General features: G+C 66.6%; 17 protein-coding genes. All 17 read left to right on the forward strand.

The features are described from left to right. The first annotated feature begins 3 nt into the window (after nt 1-3). The 17 genes from C8D93_RS15150 to C8D93_RS15230 all read left to right on the forward strand — a co-directional run bounded on the left by C8D93_RS15150 (nt 4) and on the right by C8D93_RS15230 (nt 14,893). Nucleotides 4-1,455, forward strand: a complete 1,452-nt coding sequence (locus tag C8D93_RS15150) for a nickel-dependent hydrogenase large subunit (RefSeq protein ID WP_110266063.1) — start codon at nt 4-6, stop codon at nt 1,453-1,455. A 261-nt stretch (nt 1,456-1,716) separates the two neighbouring features. Further along, a complete protein-coding gene (locus C8D93_RS15155; RefSeq protein ID WP_211307373.1) occupies nt 1,717-3,300 on the forward strand; it encodes a sigma-54-dependent transcriptional regulator in 1,584 nt (527 codons plus the stop codon). Nucleotides 3,301-3,305: 5 nt separating this feature from the next. Beyond that, nucleotides 3,306-3,551: a hypothetical protein gene (locus C8D93_RS15160; protein ID WP_110266065.1), complete on the forward strand. Its 246-nt coding sequence runs from the start codon at nt 3,306-3,308 to the stop codon at nt 3,549-3,551. Nucleotides 3,552-3,798: 247 nt separating this feature from the next. After that, the gene (locus C8D93_RS15165; protein ID WP_110266066.1) at nt 3,799-4,761 is read left to right on the forward strand and encodes an NADH-quinone oxidoreductase subunit B family protein; all 963 of its coding nucleotides are present in this window, start codon (nt 3,799-3,801) and stop codon (nt 4,759-4,761) included. Nucleotides 4,762-4,792: 31 nt separating this feature from the next. Next, nucleotides 4,793-6,388 (forward strand): nickel-dependent hydrogenase large subunit, encoded by a 1,596-nt coding sequence (locus C8D93_RS15170; RefSeq protein WP_110266067.1) that lies wholly within the window; start codon nt 4,793-4,795, stop codon nt 6,386-6,388. A gap of 137 nt (nt 6,389-6,525) precedes the next feature. Continuing rightward, nucleotides 6,526-6,840 (forward strand): hypothetical protein, encoded by a 315-nt coding sequence (locus C8D93_RS15175; protein ID WP_110266214.1) that lies wholly within the window; start codon nt 6,526-6,528, stop codon nt 6,838-6,840. 4 nt (nt 6,841-6,844) lie between these two features. After that, a complete protein-coding gene (locus C8D93_RS15180) occupies nt 6,845-7,318 on the forward strand; it encodes a hydrogenase maturation protease (protein ID WP_110266068.1) in 474 nt (157 codons plus the stop codon). Continuing rightward, nucleotides 7,305-7,637 carry a hypothetical protein gene (locus tag C8D93_RS15185; protein WP_110266069.1) on the forward strand — a complete coding sequence of 111 codons (333 nt, stop codon included), beginning with the start codon at nt 7,305-7,307 and terminating at the stop codon, nt 7,635-7,637. Before C8D93_RS15180 ends, C8D93_RS15185 begins: the two co-directional genes overlap by 14 nt. A 195-nt stretch (nt 7,638-7,832) precedes the next feature. Continuing rightward, nucleotides 7,833-9,827, forward strand: a complete 1,995-nt coding sequence (locus tag C8D93_RS15190; protein ID WP_110266070.1) for a TonB-dependent receptor — start codon at nt 7,833-7,835, stop codon at nt 9,825-9,827. A gap of 14 nt (nt 9,828-9,841) precedes the next feature. Next, a complete protein-coding gene (locus C8D93_RS15195; RefSeq protein ID WP_170124050.1) occupies nt 9,842-10,546 on the forward strand; it encodes a DUF4198 domain-containing protein in 705 nt (234 codons plus the stop codon). 1 nt (nt 10,547) lies between these two features. Beyond that, nucleotides 10,548-11,078: a NikL family nickel/cobalt ECF transporter subunit gene (locus C8D93_RS15200; protein WP_110266072.1), complete on the forward strand. Its 531-nt coding sequence runs from the start codon at nt 10,548-10,550 to the stop codon at nt 11,076-11,078. Continuing rightward, nucleotides 11,078-11,689, forward strand: coding sequence for a cobalt transporter CbiM (cbiM, locus tag C8D93_RS15205; RefSeq protein WP_110266215.1), 612 nt, complete (start codon nt 11,078-11,080; stop codon nt 11,687-11,689). Before C8D93_RS15200 ends, cbiM begins: the two co-directional genes overlap by 1 nt. Further along, the gene (gene cbiQ / locus C8D93_RS15210) at nt 11,686-12,438 is read left to right on the forward strand and encodes a cobalt ECF transporter T component CbiQ (RefSeq protein WP_110266073.1); all 753 of its coding nucleotides are present in this window, start codon (nt 11,686-11,688) and stop codon (nt 12,436-12,438) included. Before cbiM ends, cbiQ begins: the two co-directional genes overlap by 4 nt. Continuing rightward, the gene (locus C8D93_RS15215) at nt 12,435-13,136 is read left to right on the forward strand and encodes an energy-coupling factor ABC transporter ATP-binding protein (RefSeq protein ID WP_110266074.1); all 702 of its coding nucleotides are present in this window, start codon (nt 12,435-12,437) and stop codon (nt 13,134-13,136) included. The genes cbiQ and C8D93_RS15215 overlap by 4 nt, the downstream gene beginning before the upstream one ends. Before the next feature lie 231 nt (nt 13,137-13,367). Beyond that, nucleotides 13,368-14,393, forward strand: a complete 1,026-nt coding sequence (locus tag C8D93_RS15220) for a tetratricopeptide repeat protein (protein ID WP_211307374.1) — start codon at nt 13,368-13,370, stop codon at nt 14,391-14,393. A 31-nt stretch (nt 14,394-14,424) separates the two neighbouring features. Continuing rightward, entirely contained in the window at nt 14,425-14,655 is a 231-nt protein-coding gene (locus C8D93_RS15225; RefSeq protein WP_110266076.1) for a hypothetical protein, read from the forward strand. A gap of 13 nt (nt 14,656-14,668) precedes the next feature. Beyond that, nucleotides 14,669-14,893 (forward strand): hypothetical protein, encoded by a 225-nt coding sequence (locus tag C8D93_RS15230; RefSeq protein WP_110266077.1) that lies wholly within the window; start codon nt 14,669-14,671, stop codon nt 14,891-14,893.

Below are 14,893 nucleotides of genomic sequence, written 5' to 3' on the forward strand. Positions count from 1 at the left end.
GCGGTGACGACGCTGTCCCTGGGGCCGTTCAACCGCGTCGAAGGTGATCTGGAAGTCCACCTCGATGTCGAGGACGGACGCGTCGCCGCCGCGCGCGTGAACTCCCCGCTGTTCCGTGGGTTCGAGCAGATTCTCGAAGGCAAGGCGCCGACGGATGCGATGGTGATCACGCCGCGCATCTGCGGCATCTGCTCGGTCGCGCAGTCGATGGCGGCAGCCCGCGCGCTGGCCGATGCGATGGGGCTGGACGTACCGCCCAATGGCGAGCTGGCCACCAACCTCATCCTCGCGGCCGAGAACGTGGCCGACCATCTGTCGCATTTCTATCTGTTCTTCATGCCGGACTTCGCGCGCGACGTTTACGCGGGCCGCGGCTGGCACGCGCCGGCGGCCGAGCGCTTCCGCGCGCTGTCGGGTCGTGCCACTGCCGAGGTCATCCCCGCGCGCGCGGCATTCCTGCATCTGCTGGGCACGCTGGCCGGCAAATGGCCGCACACGCTGACGCTGCAGCCCGGCGGCTCGTCGCGGGCGATCGAGACGGGCGAGCGCGTCCGTCTGCTCGCCATCGTCGCGCACTTCCGCCGCTTTCTCGAAGAACGCCTGTTCGGCGACACCCTCGAGCGCATTGCCGCGCTGGACAGCGCGGCGGCGCTGGACGCCTGGCGCGACGCGGCGTCGCCGTTCGCGTCGGATCTGCGCGGCTTTCTGCACGTTGCCGACGATCTGGGGCTGGAGCGGCTGGGGCGTGCCGACGACCGCTTCATGAGCTACGGCGCCTATCCTTGTGAAGGAAGCCCGACATTCGCGCAGGGCGTGTGGATCGACGGCACGCGCCGGGTGCTGGATGTCGATGGCATCGCCGAGGACCTCAGCCATGCCTGGATGGCCGGTCCGGGCGAACCGCTGCCGCCGGCGCGGGGTATCACGCAGCCGGACATGGATCGCGCCGACGCCTACAGCTGGTGCAAGGCCCCGCGACTCGCCGGCCGGACCGTCGAGGTGGGCGCGCTTGCGCGTCAGCTCGTGGACGGCCATCCGCTGATCGTCGACCTGGTTCGCGTCAGTGGAGGCAACGTGCGCAACCGGGTGGTCGCACGGCTGCTGGAAATCGCACGCACGCTGATGTCGATGGAGCGCTGGCTCCGCAGCCTTCGGGCCGGCGAACCTTACTGCGTATTCGGGCGGATGCCTGCCGATGCCGAAGGGGCCGGACTGATCGAGGCGGCGCGCGGCAGTCTCGGGCACTGGCTGCGCGTGCACAAGGGACGGATCTCCAGCTATCAGATCATTGCGCCGACCACGTGGAATTTTTCACCTCGCGACCGCGGCGGCACGCCGGGTGCGCTCGAACAGGCGCTGGTTGGAACGCCGGTCGATCCCCTGGTGGATGATCCGGTTTCGGTACAGCACATCGTGCGTTCGTTCGATCCCTGCATGGTCTGTACCGTGCATTGAGACATCGTGCTGGTCGGGAACGGACACTCCCGACGGGATCTCGCCATGCCGGGCGGCGCTGCAAGCAGTGGCGGTGACAAGGCATTGATACGACTTCCGCCGTCAATCACGGAACGTGAATTCAGTCGAAAAATTTCACGCTGCGGTTTGAATCACCGCCTGCGTGGCCTGTGTAATCGGCACGACGGCGTCGCGCTCTGTGTTGAGCGAGCCTGTCAGAACTTCTGTGTGTGAGTCGGTTGATGTAATCAATTGGTGAGGGTGAAACGTTCGCCGAACTGGATGGCGAGCTGTGCTCTGTCAATTGCATTGACTTCAATGAAGCATGTGCTAACTTGCAAACATAATTTGCATTGTGAAAAGCATATGCGGACTGAGCGACCGAATGATGGCAGAGTCGTGCTCGTGGTCGATGACGAGCCCCAGGTGCGGGCCTCGCTCACGCGCTGTCTCAGGGAGGACTATCAGGTGCTCGCGGCAGACTCCGCCGCAGCGGCCTTCGAGATTCTCGACAGGTCACCGGTCGATCTGATTCTCTGCGACCAGTTGATGCCCGAGACCAGCGGCGTCGAGTTTTTCGCCCGGACACGCGTCACGCACCCCGAGGCGATCCGCATCCTGATCACCGGGTACACCGATCCGGAAGACATGATCCGGTCGATCAATGAAGCCGCGGTGTATCAGTTCATTCCCAAGCCGTGGCAGCCGGACCATCTGCTGCTGACGATCAAGCGCGCGCTGGAAAGCCGGGAGCTGGCACGCCGGCATCGCTTCCTCAGTCGCGAGCTGAAGTTTGCCGACGACGTGCTTCGCCGCGAGAACGACGTTCTGGTCAGGCAGTTGCAGGACGTCTACCACTTCGATCGCTTGGTATTCGTCAGCGATGCGATGGCACAGGTCTGCAACCTCGCGCGCAAGGCGGCGGCAACCGATCTGCCGGTGCTGATTCAGGGGGAGACGGGCACCGGCAAGGAATTGATGGCGCGCGCGATCCATTTTTTCAGCCGGCGGAACACGTTCCCGTTCATGGCGCAGAACTGCGGCGCACTGCCGGACGACATGCTGCATTCCGAGTTGTTCGGTCACAAGCGAGGCGCGTTCACCGGTGCGATCAGCGATCGCCTGGGACTGTTTCCGGCTGCGGACAGCGGCACGGTGTTCCTCGATGAAATCTCGGAGGTCTCGCAGTCGTTCCAGGTGAGCCTGCTGCGCTTTCTGCAGGAGGGCGAGGTCAAGCCGCTGGGCTCCGACGAGACGCGACACTGCAATCTGCGCATCATCGCCGCGTCCAACCGGCCGCTGAAGGAACTCGTCGAGCAGGGCAAGTTTCGCCAGGATCTCTACTTCCGGCTGCGCGGCTTCGAGCTGCAGATGCCGCCGTTGCGCGAGCGGCCGGACGATATCCCGCTGCTGGCCGAACATGCGGCGCGCAAGTATGGGGAAACGATCAACCGCAAGATCGCCGGAATCTCGTCGGAGGCGCTGCGCCTGCTTCGCGCGCACCCGTTCCCGGGCAACGTGCGCGAGCTGGAAAACGAGATCCGGCGCATGGTGGCGCTGGCGGAAGACGGTGAGTTTCTGTCAGCCAAGCACATGTCGCCCGAATTCACGTGCCTGTCGCCGGACAAGGCGGATGCTGCGATGGCGGCCCTCCTGCAAGGCAGTCGCACACTCAAGCAGAAGGTGGAAGCACTGGAAGCGGAGCTGGTCATGCAGTCGCTGCTGCGGCATCGCTGGAACCACAGCCGGGCGGCGAAGGAACTGGGCCTGTCGCGCGTCGGCCTGGCCAACAAGATCAAGCGTTACAAGCTTGACCAGAAGCAGGCGCAGGCCAGCCGGCGCTGACGCCGATGAGCGACAGGAAAACCTCCAATGCTTCCGGCGACGCGGAGAAGGTGACCGCGTTTCCCCACTCGCGAAGCCGCCCGTCCGGGACGCCCGGAGGATTCCGCGACCTGGGCATCACGCCGCTCGCGCGTCAGCTCGGGCTCACGCCCGAACAGATGAACGGGCACTGGTGCAAGCGATGTCGCGGAATCTGGTTCGGCTACACGCTGGAAGTTGAGTGTCCGGTCTGCGGCAATCGCGACGGCTGAGCGACCACTGCTGCAAGCCTGCTTTGCAGATTCACGCCTTCTGCCAAGTCGCTTGGCACAAGGGCATGTGACGTATTCTCATTATCATCCTAGAGCATTGAAAGAAAAAGAATAATTTTAAGAAATAGTTTGGCACCTCCTTTGCAGTGAGTTGCGCGGGTGCACCGGTGCGCAGCGATGTCGCAATCGGGCAGAGCAACCGGAATGCACGTCTGCGGCTTCACGGACTCGAGAGGAGAAGAAAACAATGGCCAATCTGCTCTGGTTGCAGGGTGGGGCGTGTTCAGGCAACACGATGTCGTTCCTGAATGCGGAAGAACCCAGCGCTTGCGACCTCGTTACTGATTTCGGCATCAACATCCTGTGGCATCCGTCGCTGGGCGTGGAGCTGGGCGACAACCTGCAGAAGATCCTGCGCGATTGTGCCTCCGGTGCGATTCCGCTGGACATCTTCGTGTTCGAAGGCACGGTGGTGAACGCGCCCAACGGCACCGGCGAGTGGAACCGCTTCGCCGGCCGGCCGATGAAGCAATGGGTGCAGGAGCTCGCCAACGCCGCCTCGTTCACGGTCGCGATCGGCGACTGCGCGACCTGGGGCGGCATCCCGGCCACCGCGCCGAATCCGAGCGACTCCCAGGGCCTGCAGTTCCTCAAGCGTGATCACGGCGGCTTTCTCGGCATCAACTACAAGTCCAAGGCGGGCCTGCCGGTGATCAACGTGCCGGGCTGCCCGGCGCATCCGGACTGGATCAGCCAGATCGTCGTCGCCGTGGCGACGGGCCGTGCCGGCGATCTTGCGCTGGACGACCTGCAGCGGCCCAAGACCTTCTTCCAGAGCTTCACGCAGACGGGCTGCACGCGGAACATGCACTTCGCCTACAAGGTCTCGGCGACCGAGTTCGGCCAGCGCAAGGGCTGCCTGTTCTACGACCTCGGCTGCCGCGGGCCGATGACGCACTCGCCGTGCAACCGCATCCTCTGGAACCGCCAGTCGTCGAAGACGCGCGCGGGCATGCCCTGCATGGGCTGCACCGAGCCGGAGTTCCCGTTCTTCGATCTTGCGCCCGGCACGGTCTTCAAGACCCAGACCGTCATGGGCGTTCCCAAGGATCTGCCCAAGGGCGTGGACAAGAAGGGCTACATCGCGCTGACCGGCGCGGCCAAGAACGCGGCGCCCAAGTGGGCGGAAGAAGACATCTTCGTCGTCTGACGCGCCGACACCTACAAGAGGAGAACGGAACATGGCAGTGCAGACTCTGGACATCTCGCCGGTCGGCCGCGTCGAGGGTGATCTCGACGTGCGCGTCGATATCGACAACGGCGTCGTCACCAATGCCTGGACACAGGCGGAACTGTTTCGCGGTTTCGAGATCATCCTGCGCGACAAGGACCCGCAGGCCGGCCTCGTCGTCACGCCCCGCGCCTGCGGCATCTGCGGCGCCTCGCACCTGACCTGCGCCGCGTGGGCGCTGGACACCGCCTGGGGCACGGAGGTGCCGCGCAACGCGATCCTGGCCCGCAACCTCGGCCAGCTCACCGAGTCGATCCAGAGCCAGCCGCGCTACTTCTACGGCCTGTACGCGATCGACATGACCAACAAGAAGTACCGCAACAGCCCGTTCTACGAGGAGGCGGTCAAGCGCTTCGCGCCGTTCACCGGCACGTCCTATGAGCAGGGTGTGACGATCTCCGGCAAGCCGGTGGAAATCTACGCGCTGCTCGGCGGGCAGTGGCCGCACTCCTCGTACATGGTGCCCGGCGGCGTGATGTGTGCGCCGACGCTGACCGACATCACCCGCGCGTGGTCCATCCTCGAGTACTACAAGAAGAACTGGCTCGAATCGCTGTGGCTCGGCTGCACGCTGGAGCGCTACGAACAGATCAAGACCCACGACGACTTCCTGGCGTGGCTGGACGAGCGCCCGGAACACGCGAACTCCGACCTCGGCTTCTACTGGCGCATGGGCCTCGACATCGGCCTCGACAAGTACGGCGGCGGCATCGGCAAGTACGTGTCCTGGGGCTATCTGCCGCACGAGGACAGGTACCAGAAGCCGACGATCGACGGCCGCAACGCGGCGGTGATCATGAAGAGCGGCGTGTACGACGGCGAATCCGACACGCACATGCTGATGGACCAGAAGTTCCTGCGCGAGAACACCACGCACGCGTGGTACGACGAGGGCGGGCAGGACATTCATCCGTTCGATCGCACGACGAAGCCGATCCAGAAGAATGACCTCGACCACGCCGGCAAGTACTCGTGGGCCACGAGCGTCCGCCACATCGAGTCCGGCCGCCTCGAAGCGGGACCGTTCGCGCGGCAGCTGATCGCGGGCGGTCGTCACGGCGAGTCCTGGCAGCACTATGACGGCCTGATCCTCGACATGTACAAGAAGATGGGCGGGCCGAGCCTGCACCTGCGCCAGATCGCGCGCATGCACGAGACCATCAAGCTCTACCGCGAGTGCGAGCGCATCCTGCGCGAGTTCCGCCTCAACGATCCCTGGTACATCAAGCCGAAGGAGAAGGACGGCCGCGGCTGGGGAGCGACCGAGGCGATCCGCGGCGCGCTGTGCCACTGGATCGAGGTCAAGGACGGCAAGATCAAGAACTACCAGATCATCGCGCCGACGACCTGGAACGTCGGACCGCGCGACGGCGGCGAGAAGCTTGGGCCGATCGAGCAGGCACTGGTCGGCACGCCCATCGCCGACCCGACCGATCCGGTCGAGGTCGGGCACGTGGCCCGCTCGTTCGACTCGTGCCTGGTCTGCACCGTGCACGCCCACGACAAGAAAACCGGCAAGGAGCTCGCGCGCTTCCGTACGGCATGATGGCGGCGCCCGGTGCGGCCAGTCTGCACCGGGTCGCGTTTCCTCAAAGCCAAACGGCCCGGTGGCGCGGTCGCGCCACCGGATCGCTCAGGCAGGTGAACACCCCCGTGAAGAACGGGACGGCGGAGAACCTACCGATGCAAAGCGAACAGGAACATCAGCTGCGGACGAAGATCGGCGAGATGCTGCGCTCGGGCTTGAAGACGAAGACCGAGCCGTTCCCGGAGAACGACGCGGCCTTCAGCCGGCTGCTGGTGGAGTTGCGCGAGCTGGCGCCCGACGACCTCGAGGGCAAGCTCGTGTTGTCCGGCTTCACCGACAAGCCCTACGGCGAAGACCAGATGCGCTGCCAGGAATGCATGTATTACCTCGTGCATCGCCGCTGGTGCGATCTGCCGGAACTGGCCGTGCCCGTGGAGTCGAACTGGTGGTGCCGTCTCTGGCGGATCTGACGCCGTGCTGACGGTTATCGGCTGCGGCAACGCCAATCGCAGCGACGACGGCGTCGGCGTTTTCGTCGCGCAGACGTTGCTGCGGCGGCTGCGCGACCATCCGCGCGAGGATGTGCGGGTGTTCGATGCCGGCACCGGCGGCATGGAGGTGATGTTCCAGGCGCGCGGTGCGAGCCGGCTCATCGTCGTTGATGCGCAGCAACCCGGTGAAGCGCCGGGTGCCATCTATCGCGTGCCCGGCGAACAGCTCGCCGTCGATCACGCGCCGGCGCTGACGCTGCACGATTTCCGCTGGGACCACGCCCTCGCGGCGGGGCGGCGGATTTTCCGGGACGACTTCCCCGGCGACGTCACGGTCTACCTGATCGAGGCGGCGAACCTCGATCTGGGCCTGGAGCTGACGCCCGCAGTACGGGCGTCCGCGCTGCGCGTGGTCGAGCTGATCGCGGCGGACATCGACACCCATGTCACCGGATGAACTGGCGGCGGGCGTCGAGTTAAGCGTCGTGCGCGGCAGCATCCGTCTGCCGCGTGCGCTTTGCGAGGCCTGCTTTCCGCATGCGGGGTCCGTCGCGCTGCTCGCGCGGGACGGCGAACTCCTGCTCCTGCCGCTGGCGCCGGATTCGGTCGGCGGCCTGCTGCTCAAGCATCGCAATGCGCAGGGAGATCGCGTGGTGCACGCTGCCGAGTTCCTGCGCGCGCAAGGCATCGTCGACGACTTCACCGAGCAGCGCCTGCTGGCGCAGTGGCGTCCTCAAGTCGGGGCGCTTTTTCTTACAGCCCGGACACGGGTATGAAGGATGTAAATTAAGTTTTCATATTGACAATATGATATAGGCCCTCCTAGGCTCCCGCTCGCAGTGCCGACCCAGCCATAACGATCGCCGCAACCAGCGGCGACACAGCGAGGAGAGCAGCCTGTGGAGACAGGGGGTTGCAAGGCGGATTTGCATGTCCGGGGAGCGTGGCGCGGCGGCATTCGGGGCGCGCTGATGGTGGCGCTGGTGCTGGGCGCGGGGGGAGCCGGTGCGCATCCCCATCACGATGACGAGGCGGGTCCCGTCGATCTCGGGCCCATCGAAGTGAAGGGCCAGGTCCTGGAATCCGGGGCATCGCCGTACAGCAGCACGGATTTCGAAAGCGCACAGATCCGGGAGCGCCGGCTGGGGCAGACGCAGGAACTGTTCCGCTACGTGCCGGGCATGGCGATCCGCAACTTCGGCCTCGCGGGGGTGGCGGACAGCATTGTCATCCGCGGCTTCGGCGGAGGCGGGCATGGCGGCGACCTGGGCGCGGTGATCGACGGCGTACCCCTGAACGAAGCGATGTCGCACGCCGACGGTTACCTGGACCTCAACGTCGTCATCCCGCTGGAAATCGCGACGATGAATGTCTTCCGCGGGCCGGTTTCGGCGCTGTACGGCAACTACAACCGCGGCGGTTTGATCCGGATCGACACCCGCAAGACCGGCGACTACCGCGAATTCGATCTCGCGCTGGGCTCCGACAAAACACTGGATCTGCAGGCCGCGATGGGCACGCCCATCGGCGAACACCAGCAGCTCAATCTCGCCGCGCAGTTCTTCCATACCGACGGCTTCCGCCCGCAGTCGCAGTCCGATCGCGGCAGCTTCGCTGGCCGCTGGCGGATCTCGCTCAGCCCCCGGGCCGAAGTCGCCCTGTCGGCACGATTGCACAAGGCGGACAGTGATTCCGCCGCCTACCTGCCGCAGGCCTTGTTCGAGCAGGACCCCTACGGCATCGACCCTGGCGTGCAGAACGACGGCGCCGAAAAGGACTTCGCCAACCTGCGCGCCGATTTCGGATACGCGCTGGCGGCGGACCTGAAGCTCCTGGGCTTTGCCTATGCGACGCAGCAGGAATTCACGCGCTGGTTCTCGCGCCCGGTCGGCGGCGAATGGCGACAGCGCGAGGAAAGCTACGACCGCAGCGTCTTCGGCGCCGGCCTGAGCCTCAACAGCCGCGGCGAACTCGCGGGCAGGCCGCTGAACTGGGTGGCCGGCCTGGAAACCTTCCGCGAATCCACGGACTTCGTGTACTACGACGGACTGGACCATCGGCGTCGCATCGCCCCGGCCATCAACGACCGCGAGGCGCGCCTGAACAGCGTCTCCGCCTTTGGCGAGATCCAGGCCGAATGGCATCCGCTGTTCATGCCGTCGGTCGGCTTTCGCTACGACCGCTTCAGCGGCGGCTGCTCGCTCAACGGGCCGGAGACCGGCAGCGATCCCTGCGCTGACCTCGCCGACATGGACAACGTCAGTCCGAAACTGGGCCTGAGTGCCGATGTGACGCGAAACGTGCGCCTGCGTGCGAGCTGGTCGGAGGGCTTCGCGCTCCCCAACGGCTTCATCAAGTACGCCGCGGCGGCGGATACGCTCGATCCGGTGATCTTCCGCCAGAGCGAGGTGGGGGCGCATGTCCATGTCCTGCGCACGCTGCAGTTCGACGTGGTGGCCTATCGCCTCACTTCCACCGACGAAGTCCGCACGATCGCGCCGGGTGAGTACGAGAACTTCGGCGAGACCGAGCGCACGGGCGTCGAGGCCAGCCTGCGCTGGCTGCTGCCCGAGGCGGGGTTCGAATTCTCGGCGGTCTACGGCAGCGCCGATTCCGAAGTGAAGGCCAATGCCGACGCGGCGCTGATCGGCAACAAGGTCAGCGGCGTGCCGGACTATTCCGTCACGGTGACGGCCAGCTGGTCGCCGGCCGTGGCATGGAAGCTCGACCTGATCTGGCGCAAGGTCGGCGAATACGCGATCGACGCGAGCAACGCGACGTATTCCGATCCCTACGACATCTTCGACGCCGGCGTCGCCTGGGGCAGCGCCGGGCGGATTCCCTTCAAGCTCTACCTGCAGGTGGAGAACCTGACGGACGAGGTGTACGCCACCTCGCAATCTTCGCTGGGCGTGGCGCCGGGCGCGCCGCGGACGTTCAAGGTCGGCGTGCAACTGGGACTATGAGGAGCGGAATCCGAATGATGAACATCATGAATGTCATGAAATCAGGCGTGGCGCTGTGTCTGCTGTGGGGGGCGTCGGGATCGGCATGGGCACACGACGCGTGGATCGCGATCGACGGCCCCGCGCATGCCGTGCGCTACGGCCATACCGCGGCGGGCGACCCTTACGATCCGGCGAAGATCCGCCAGGTCCGCGCCTGGAGCGCGAACGGCGATCCGGTGGCGGTCGCGGTGGAAAGAAGCGCCGACGGTGCGACGGCGACGCCTGCGTCGGACGCGGCAGTGCTCACGCTGGATTTCGACAACGGCTACTGGAGCCGGGTGGGTGGGCAGTCCCGCAACGAAGCCAGGACCGTGACCGGCGCGGCCGAGGGCACGCAATCGCTGAAGTACGGCAAGACCGTGCTGTCGTGGGGCGATGTGGTGACCCGCCCGCTGGGACAGCCCCTGGAACTGGTCGCCGTGTCCGCAACCGCTCCGCGCGATCGCCAGAAGGTGAATGTGCAGGTGCTTCATGAAGGAAGGCCGCTCGCGGGTGCCAGGGTCTATGCCGGTGGCCATGACGATGAAGCGCCGGTGACCACCGACGCCAACGGACGTGCCGCCATTGAAGTCCACCGCGGTACACAGATGCTCGGTGTCGCGCACAGCGTCGCGCACGACGGGCCGGAGGCGGATCGGGTCAATCTCTCCGCGAACCTGCTGTTCAAGGTGGAATAGCGTGATCCGCAACGTGCGCCCATGGCGGATACCGCTGGCTGTCGTGCTGACGATCGGTGCGGTGGGTGCCGGCTGGGCGCACGGCCTGCGCGTGGTCGCCGCGCCGCAGGCCGACGGCATCGCCGGGCGCGCGTTCTATTCGGACGAGACGCCCGCGACCGGCGAAACGGTCCTGCTGTTCGATGCCGGCGGGGCACGTCTGGCAACGACGCAGACCGTGGACGACGGCCGCTTCGTCTTTGCGCTGAGCCGCCACGGCGAATACCTCGTCGTTGCCGAAGGCGAGGAGGGGCATCGCGCCGAGACGCGCGTGCGTGTCGGTCCGCTGCCGCCGTCCGCCGCATCCCCGGTCGCTGCGCTGGACGACGCAAGGCTCGCGGCGCTGATCCGCGGCGAACTGCAACCGCTGCGCGAGGACATCGCGCGCTATGAAAAGCGCATCCGCCTCCAGAACATCGTCGCCGGCCTGGGTTTCATCGTTGGGCTCGCGGGTGCGTGGGTCTGGTGGCGGGCGCGCAGGGGAGGCGGCTGATGCATATCTCCGAGGGGGTGCTGAGCGTGCCGGTGCTCGCCGGGGGCGCGATGCTCGCGGCGGGGGCGATCGCCGTTGGCCTGAAGAAGTTGCCGGATGAACGCATTCCCCAGGCCGGCATGTTGTGCGCGATGTTCTTCGTCGCCTCGCTGATCCACCTGCCGGTCGGCGTCAGCGCCGTGCATCTCGTGCTCAACGGCCTCTGCGGCGTCCTGCTCGGCTGGGCGGCGTTTCCGGTGATTGCGGTAGCCTTGCTGCTGCAGGCCCTGCTGTTCGGCTTCGGCGGCCTGTCGGTGCTGGGCGCCAACATCGTCGTCATGGGCGTGCCGGCCGTGCTGTGTTCCTGCCTGTTCCATGCGGGATTCTCGACATTGACGCCGCATCAGGCCGGATTGCGCGGGGCACTGGCCGGCGGCGGTGCGGTGGCGCTGGGGATCGGCCTGATGACCCTGGCACTGTGGCTGTCCAGCGGCACGGCGTACTGGCCGCTGATCGGCACGGTGCTGCTGGCGCATCTGCCGGTCATGGCCGCGGAGGCGGCGGTGACCGGCGCGGTGGTGTTCCTGCTCGCCCGCACGCGCCCGACCTTGCTGGCGCCGGCGCTCACATGACGACGTCCGTCGTCCATCCGCTGGCGCATGGGGACTCGGTGATCCACCGCATCGACCCGCGCGTGCGTCTGTTGTGCGTGCTGGCCGCGAGCGTCTGCATCGCCGCCACGTCGCGTCCGGGACCGCTGCTGGCCGCCTGTGCGCTGGCGGCGGTGCTGGTGCTGGTCGCGCGCATCCCGTGGCGGCCGCTGTGGCGCCGCCTGCGGGTGCTCAACGCGTTCATGGCGATCGTGCTGCTCACCGTGCCGTTCAGCATGCAGGGCGAAACGATCTGGCAGGCGGGCGCGCTGGGCGCGAGCCGCGAGGGACTGGCGCAGGCGTTGCGGATCATCCTCACCGGGAACACGCTGGTGCTGCTGCTGACGTCGCTGGTGGCGACGATCGAGCCGACGGTCCTGGCACACGCGCTGCTGCACCTGCGCGTGCCCGACAAGCTGGTGCGCATCCTGATGTTTGCGGTCCGCTACATCGACGTGCTCAACGACTCGCGCCTGCGCATGGACCGGGCGATGAAGGCGCGCGGCTACGTCGCCCGCTGCAATGCCCACACCGTTCGCACGTCGGCCTATCTGGTGGCCTGCCTGCTGGCGCAGAGCCTGGACCGGGCGGCCCGCATCGAGCGGGCCATGCGCTGCCGCGGCTGGCGCGGACAGTTTCCGGTCCTCAACCACTTTCACGCTGGCGCGCGGGATGTCCGCTTCGCCTGCCTGTTCGCCGGCGCGCTCGCCGCGGCGATGGTGATGCCATGAACGATCCAGCGATCCAGGTCCCGTTGATCCGCGTCAGGAACCTCGCGTTCCGCTACCACGCCGGCCGGCCCTTGCTCGAAGGCGTGTTGTTCGAACTGCGGGCCGGCGAGCGCCTGGGCGTGTCCGGCGCCAACGGCAGCGGCAAGTCCTCGCTGCTGCAGCTGTTGATGGGGCTGGAGCGGCCTGCCGCCGGCACGGTCGAACTGTTCGGACACCTGTGCCGGGACGAGGTTGATTTCCGTCCGCTGCGCGGGCGCATCGGCCTGTTGTTCCAGGACGCCGACGACCAGTTGTTCTGCCCGACGGTAGAAGAGGACGTCGCGTTCGGCCCGCTGAACCAGGGCTACAGCCACGCGCAGGTGCGCGGCATCGTCGCGCGCACCCTGGCGGACCTCGGGCTCGCCCACCTCGCGCAGCGACCCACGCACCAGCTCTCCGGCGGCGAGAAGCGCGCGGTGGCACTGGCCGGGGTGCTGGCGATGCAGCCGGACGTGCTGCTGCTGGACGAGCCCACCACCTGCCTGGACGAGGATGCGCAGGCACGCGTGACGCGGCTGCTGCTCGGCCTGCCGCAGGCCATGGTCATCGTCTCGCACGATCCGCATTTCCTGCGCTGCGTCGCCTCGCGGACGCTGTTGCTCAGGGACGGCGCGCTGTGCGCGATGCCAGTTGTCCGGCCGGTGTTGCGCAGCGTTTGACGCAATGCCCGTTGCCGTCGGGGCGGAGGGTGTTCAGCGAGTTTGCGGTAGGTGCCGTTTTTGCCCGCAGATCAAGGTTCAGCGGCTTTCATGCACCCTGATAACGCGCTTGTCAGTGATAACTTTCTTTTCACTCTGTCAGATTGATTGACAGTCCTGTTCGGGGCTCCTACGCTGCAATCCGTACCCCCCCCACCCACGTGCGGCTGACGGCCGATCCAGGTCGCGGTCATGGAGGAAGAAGGAATGGGGCAGGCGCTTTCGCAGTCGCAGTACGATGCGGCGATCCGGGCCATCGAGTCCGATGCCGCGACGGATGCCGAAAAGGCGGAGATGCTCATGGAGGTCGCCATGGGCATGCAGTCGCGGCCGAAGGAGGTCGATGACCTGCATCGGGCCATCGCGCTCTATCGCCGCGCGCTCGAACTGAATCCCGAAGGTGTGCTGGCGGCGCGCATCCGCGCGCGTCTCGGGACCGCGCTGCAGGCCTTGCCGGACGGCGGCAGCGACGCGCTGAAACAGGCGCGCGGATTCTACGAGTCGGCGCTGCCGGAGCTGGCTCGGCATGGACGCCCGGAGGAAGCCGCCGAGGTCGAGATGAACCTCGGGCTGACCCAGCAGTCGCTGGCCGCCAATGGCGGCGCGCGCATCCAGGATGCGATCCAGTGCTATCACCGCGCGCTGCGTGTGTTCACGCGGGAGTCGCATCCGCAGGAGTACGCCATCCTGCACAACAACCTCGCGATCGCGTACCTGTCGATCCCGCTCGCCGACGAGCGCGCGCAGATGCGCGAGGCGCTGGCGGTGCAGTCCTTCGAGGAAGTGCTGAAGGTCGTGAACCTCGTCGATCACCCGAGCGAGTACGCGATGATCCAGAACAACCTCGGCAACGCCCTGCAATACGCGAGCAGCGGCCATCCGCTCGAGAACAACCTGCGCGCGCTCGCGGCCTACGACGAGGCGCTGAAGGTGCGCAATGCGCGCGACACGCCGCTGGAATACGCGAACACGCTGTCGAACAAGGCCAACGTGCTGCGCAACCTGCCGGAGGATCCGGACGCGCCCGGCATGGGGCGCGAGTCGGGCCTGCTGCGGGCGCGCACACTGTACGAGGAAGCACGCGAGGTCTTCGCCCGGTTCTCCAACGCGCATGGCGTCGGCGTCATCGACGACGCCATGCTGGACATCGACGGCGAACTGGCGCGGGCGCGGCCGGCCAATGGCAACGGTGGCGACGGCTCGCACGCAGCCCGATGAGCATCCGTGACGAAAACAGAGGAGCGCGACAATGGAAGAGCTGATGCGGCAACTCGGCAGCGGTCAGATCGGTATCGCGACGGTCCTGGTCTGGACGGCACTGGCCTTCATCGCGGCGCTGGCCGGCGGCGCGCTGGCGGGCCTGAAGCTCGCGGGCAAGGACCTGGGCAATGACCTGGCGTCGCTGATGGGCGCGATGTTCGGCCCCACGGCGGCGGTGCCGGCGGTGCTGGTCGGGCTCATCGTGCTGATGCTGGTCTGACGGAGGCGCCGCCATGTGGGACATGTTCCTCAACTCGCTGAAGCTGTTTTTCAAGGGCAAGCTGTTCCGCGATCCGGCGATGGTCGTGCGGCAGTGGGCCATCGGCTTCGTGCCGGCGCTGATCGCCGTCGTCGTCCTGGTGAAGATCGGCCTGCCGGTCTGGCTGGTCGTGCTGGGCGTCGGCCTGATCTTCGGCGCACTGCAGCCCTGGCTGTTCAAGGACCTGAAATACAACTGA

Source organism: Sinimarinibacterium flocculans, assembly GCF_003201205.1.
GTDB lineage: Bacteria > Pseudomonadota > Gammaproteobacteria > Nevskiales > Nevskiaceae > Solimonas > Solimonas flocculans.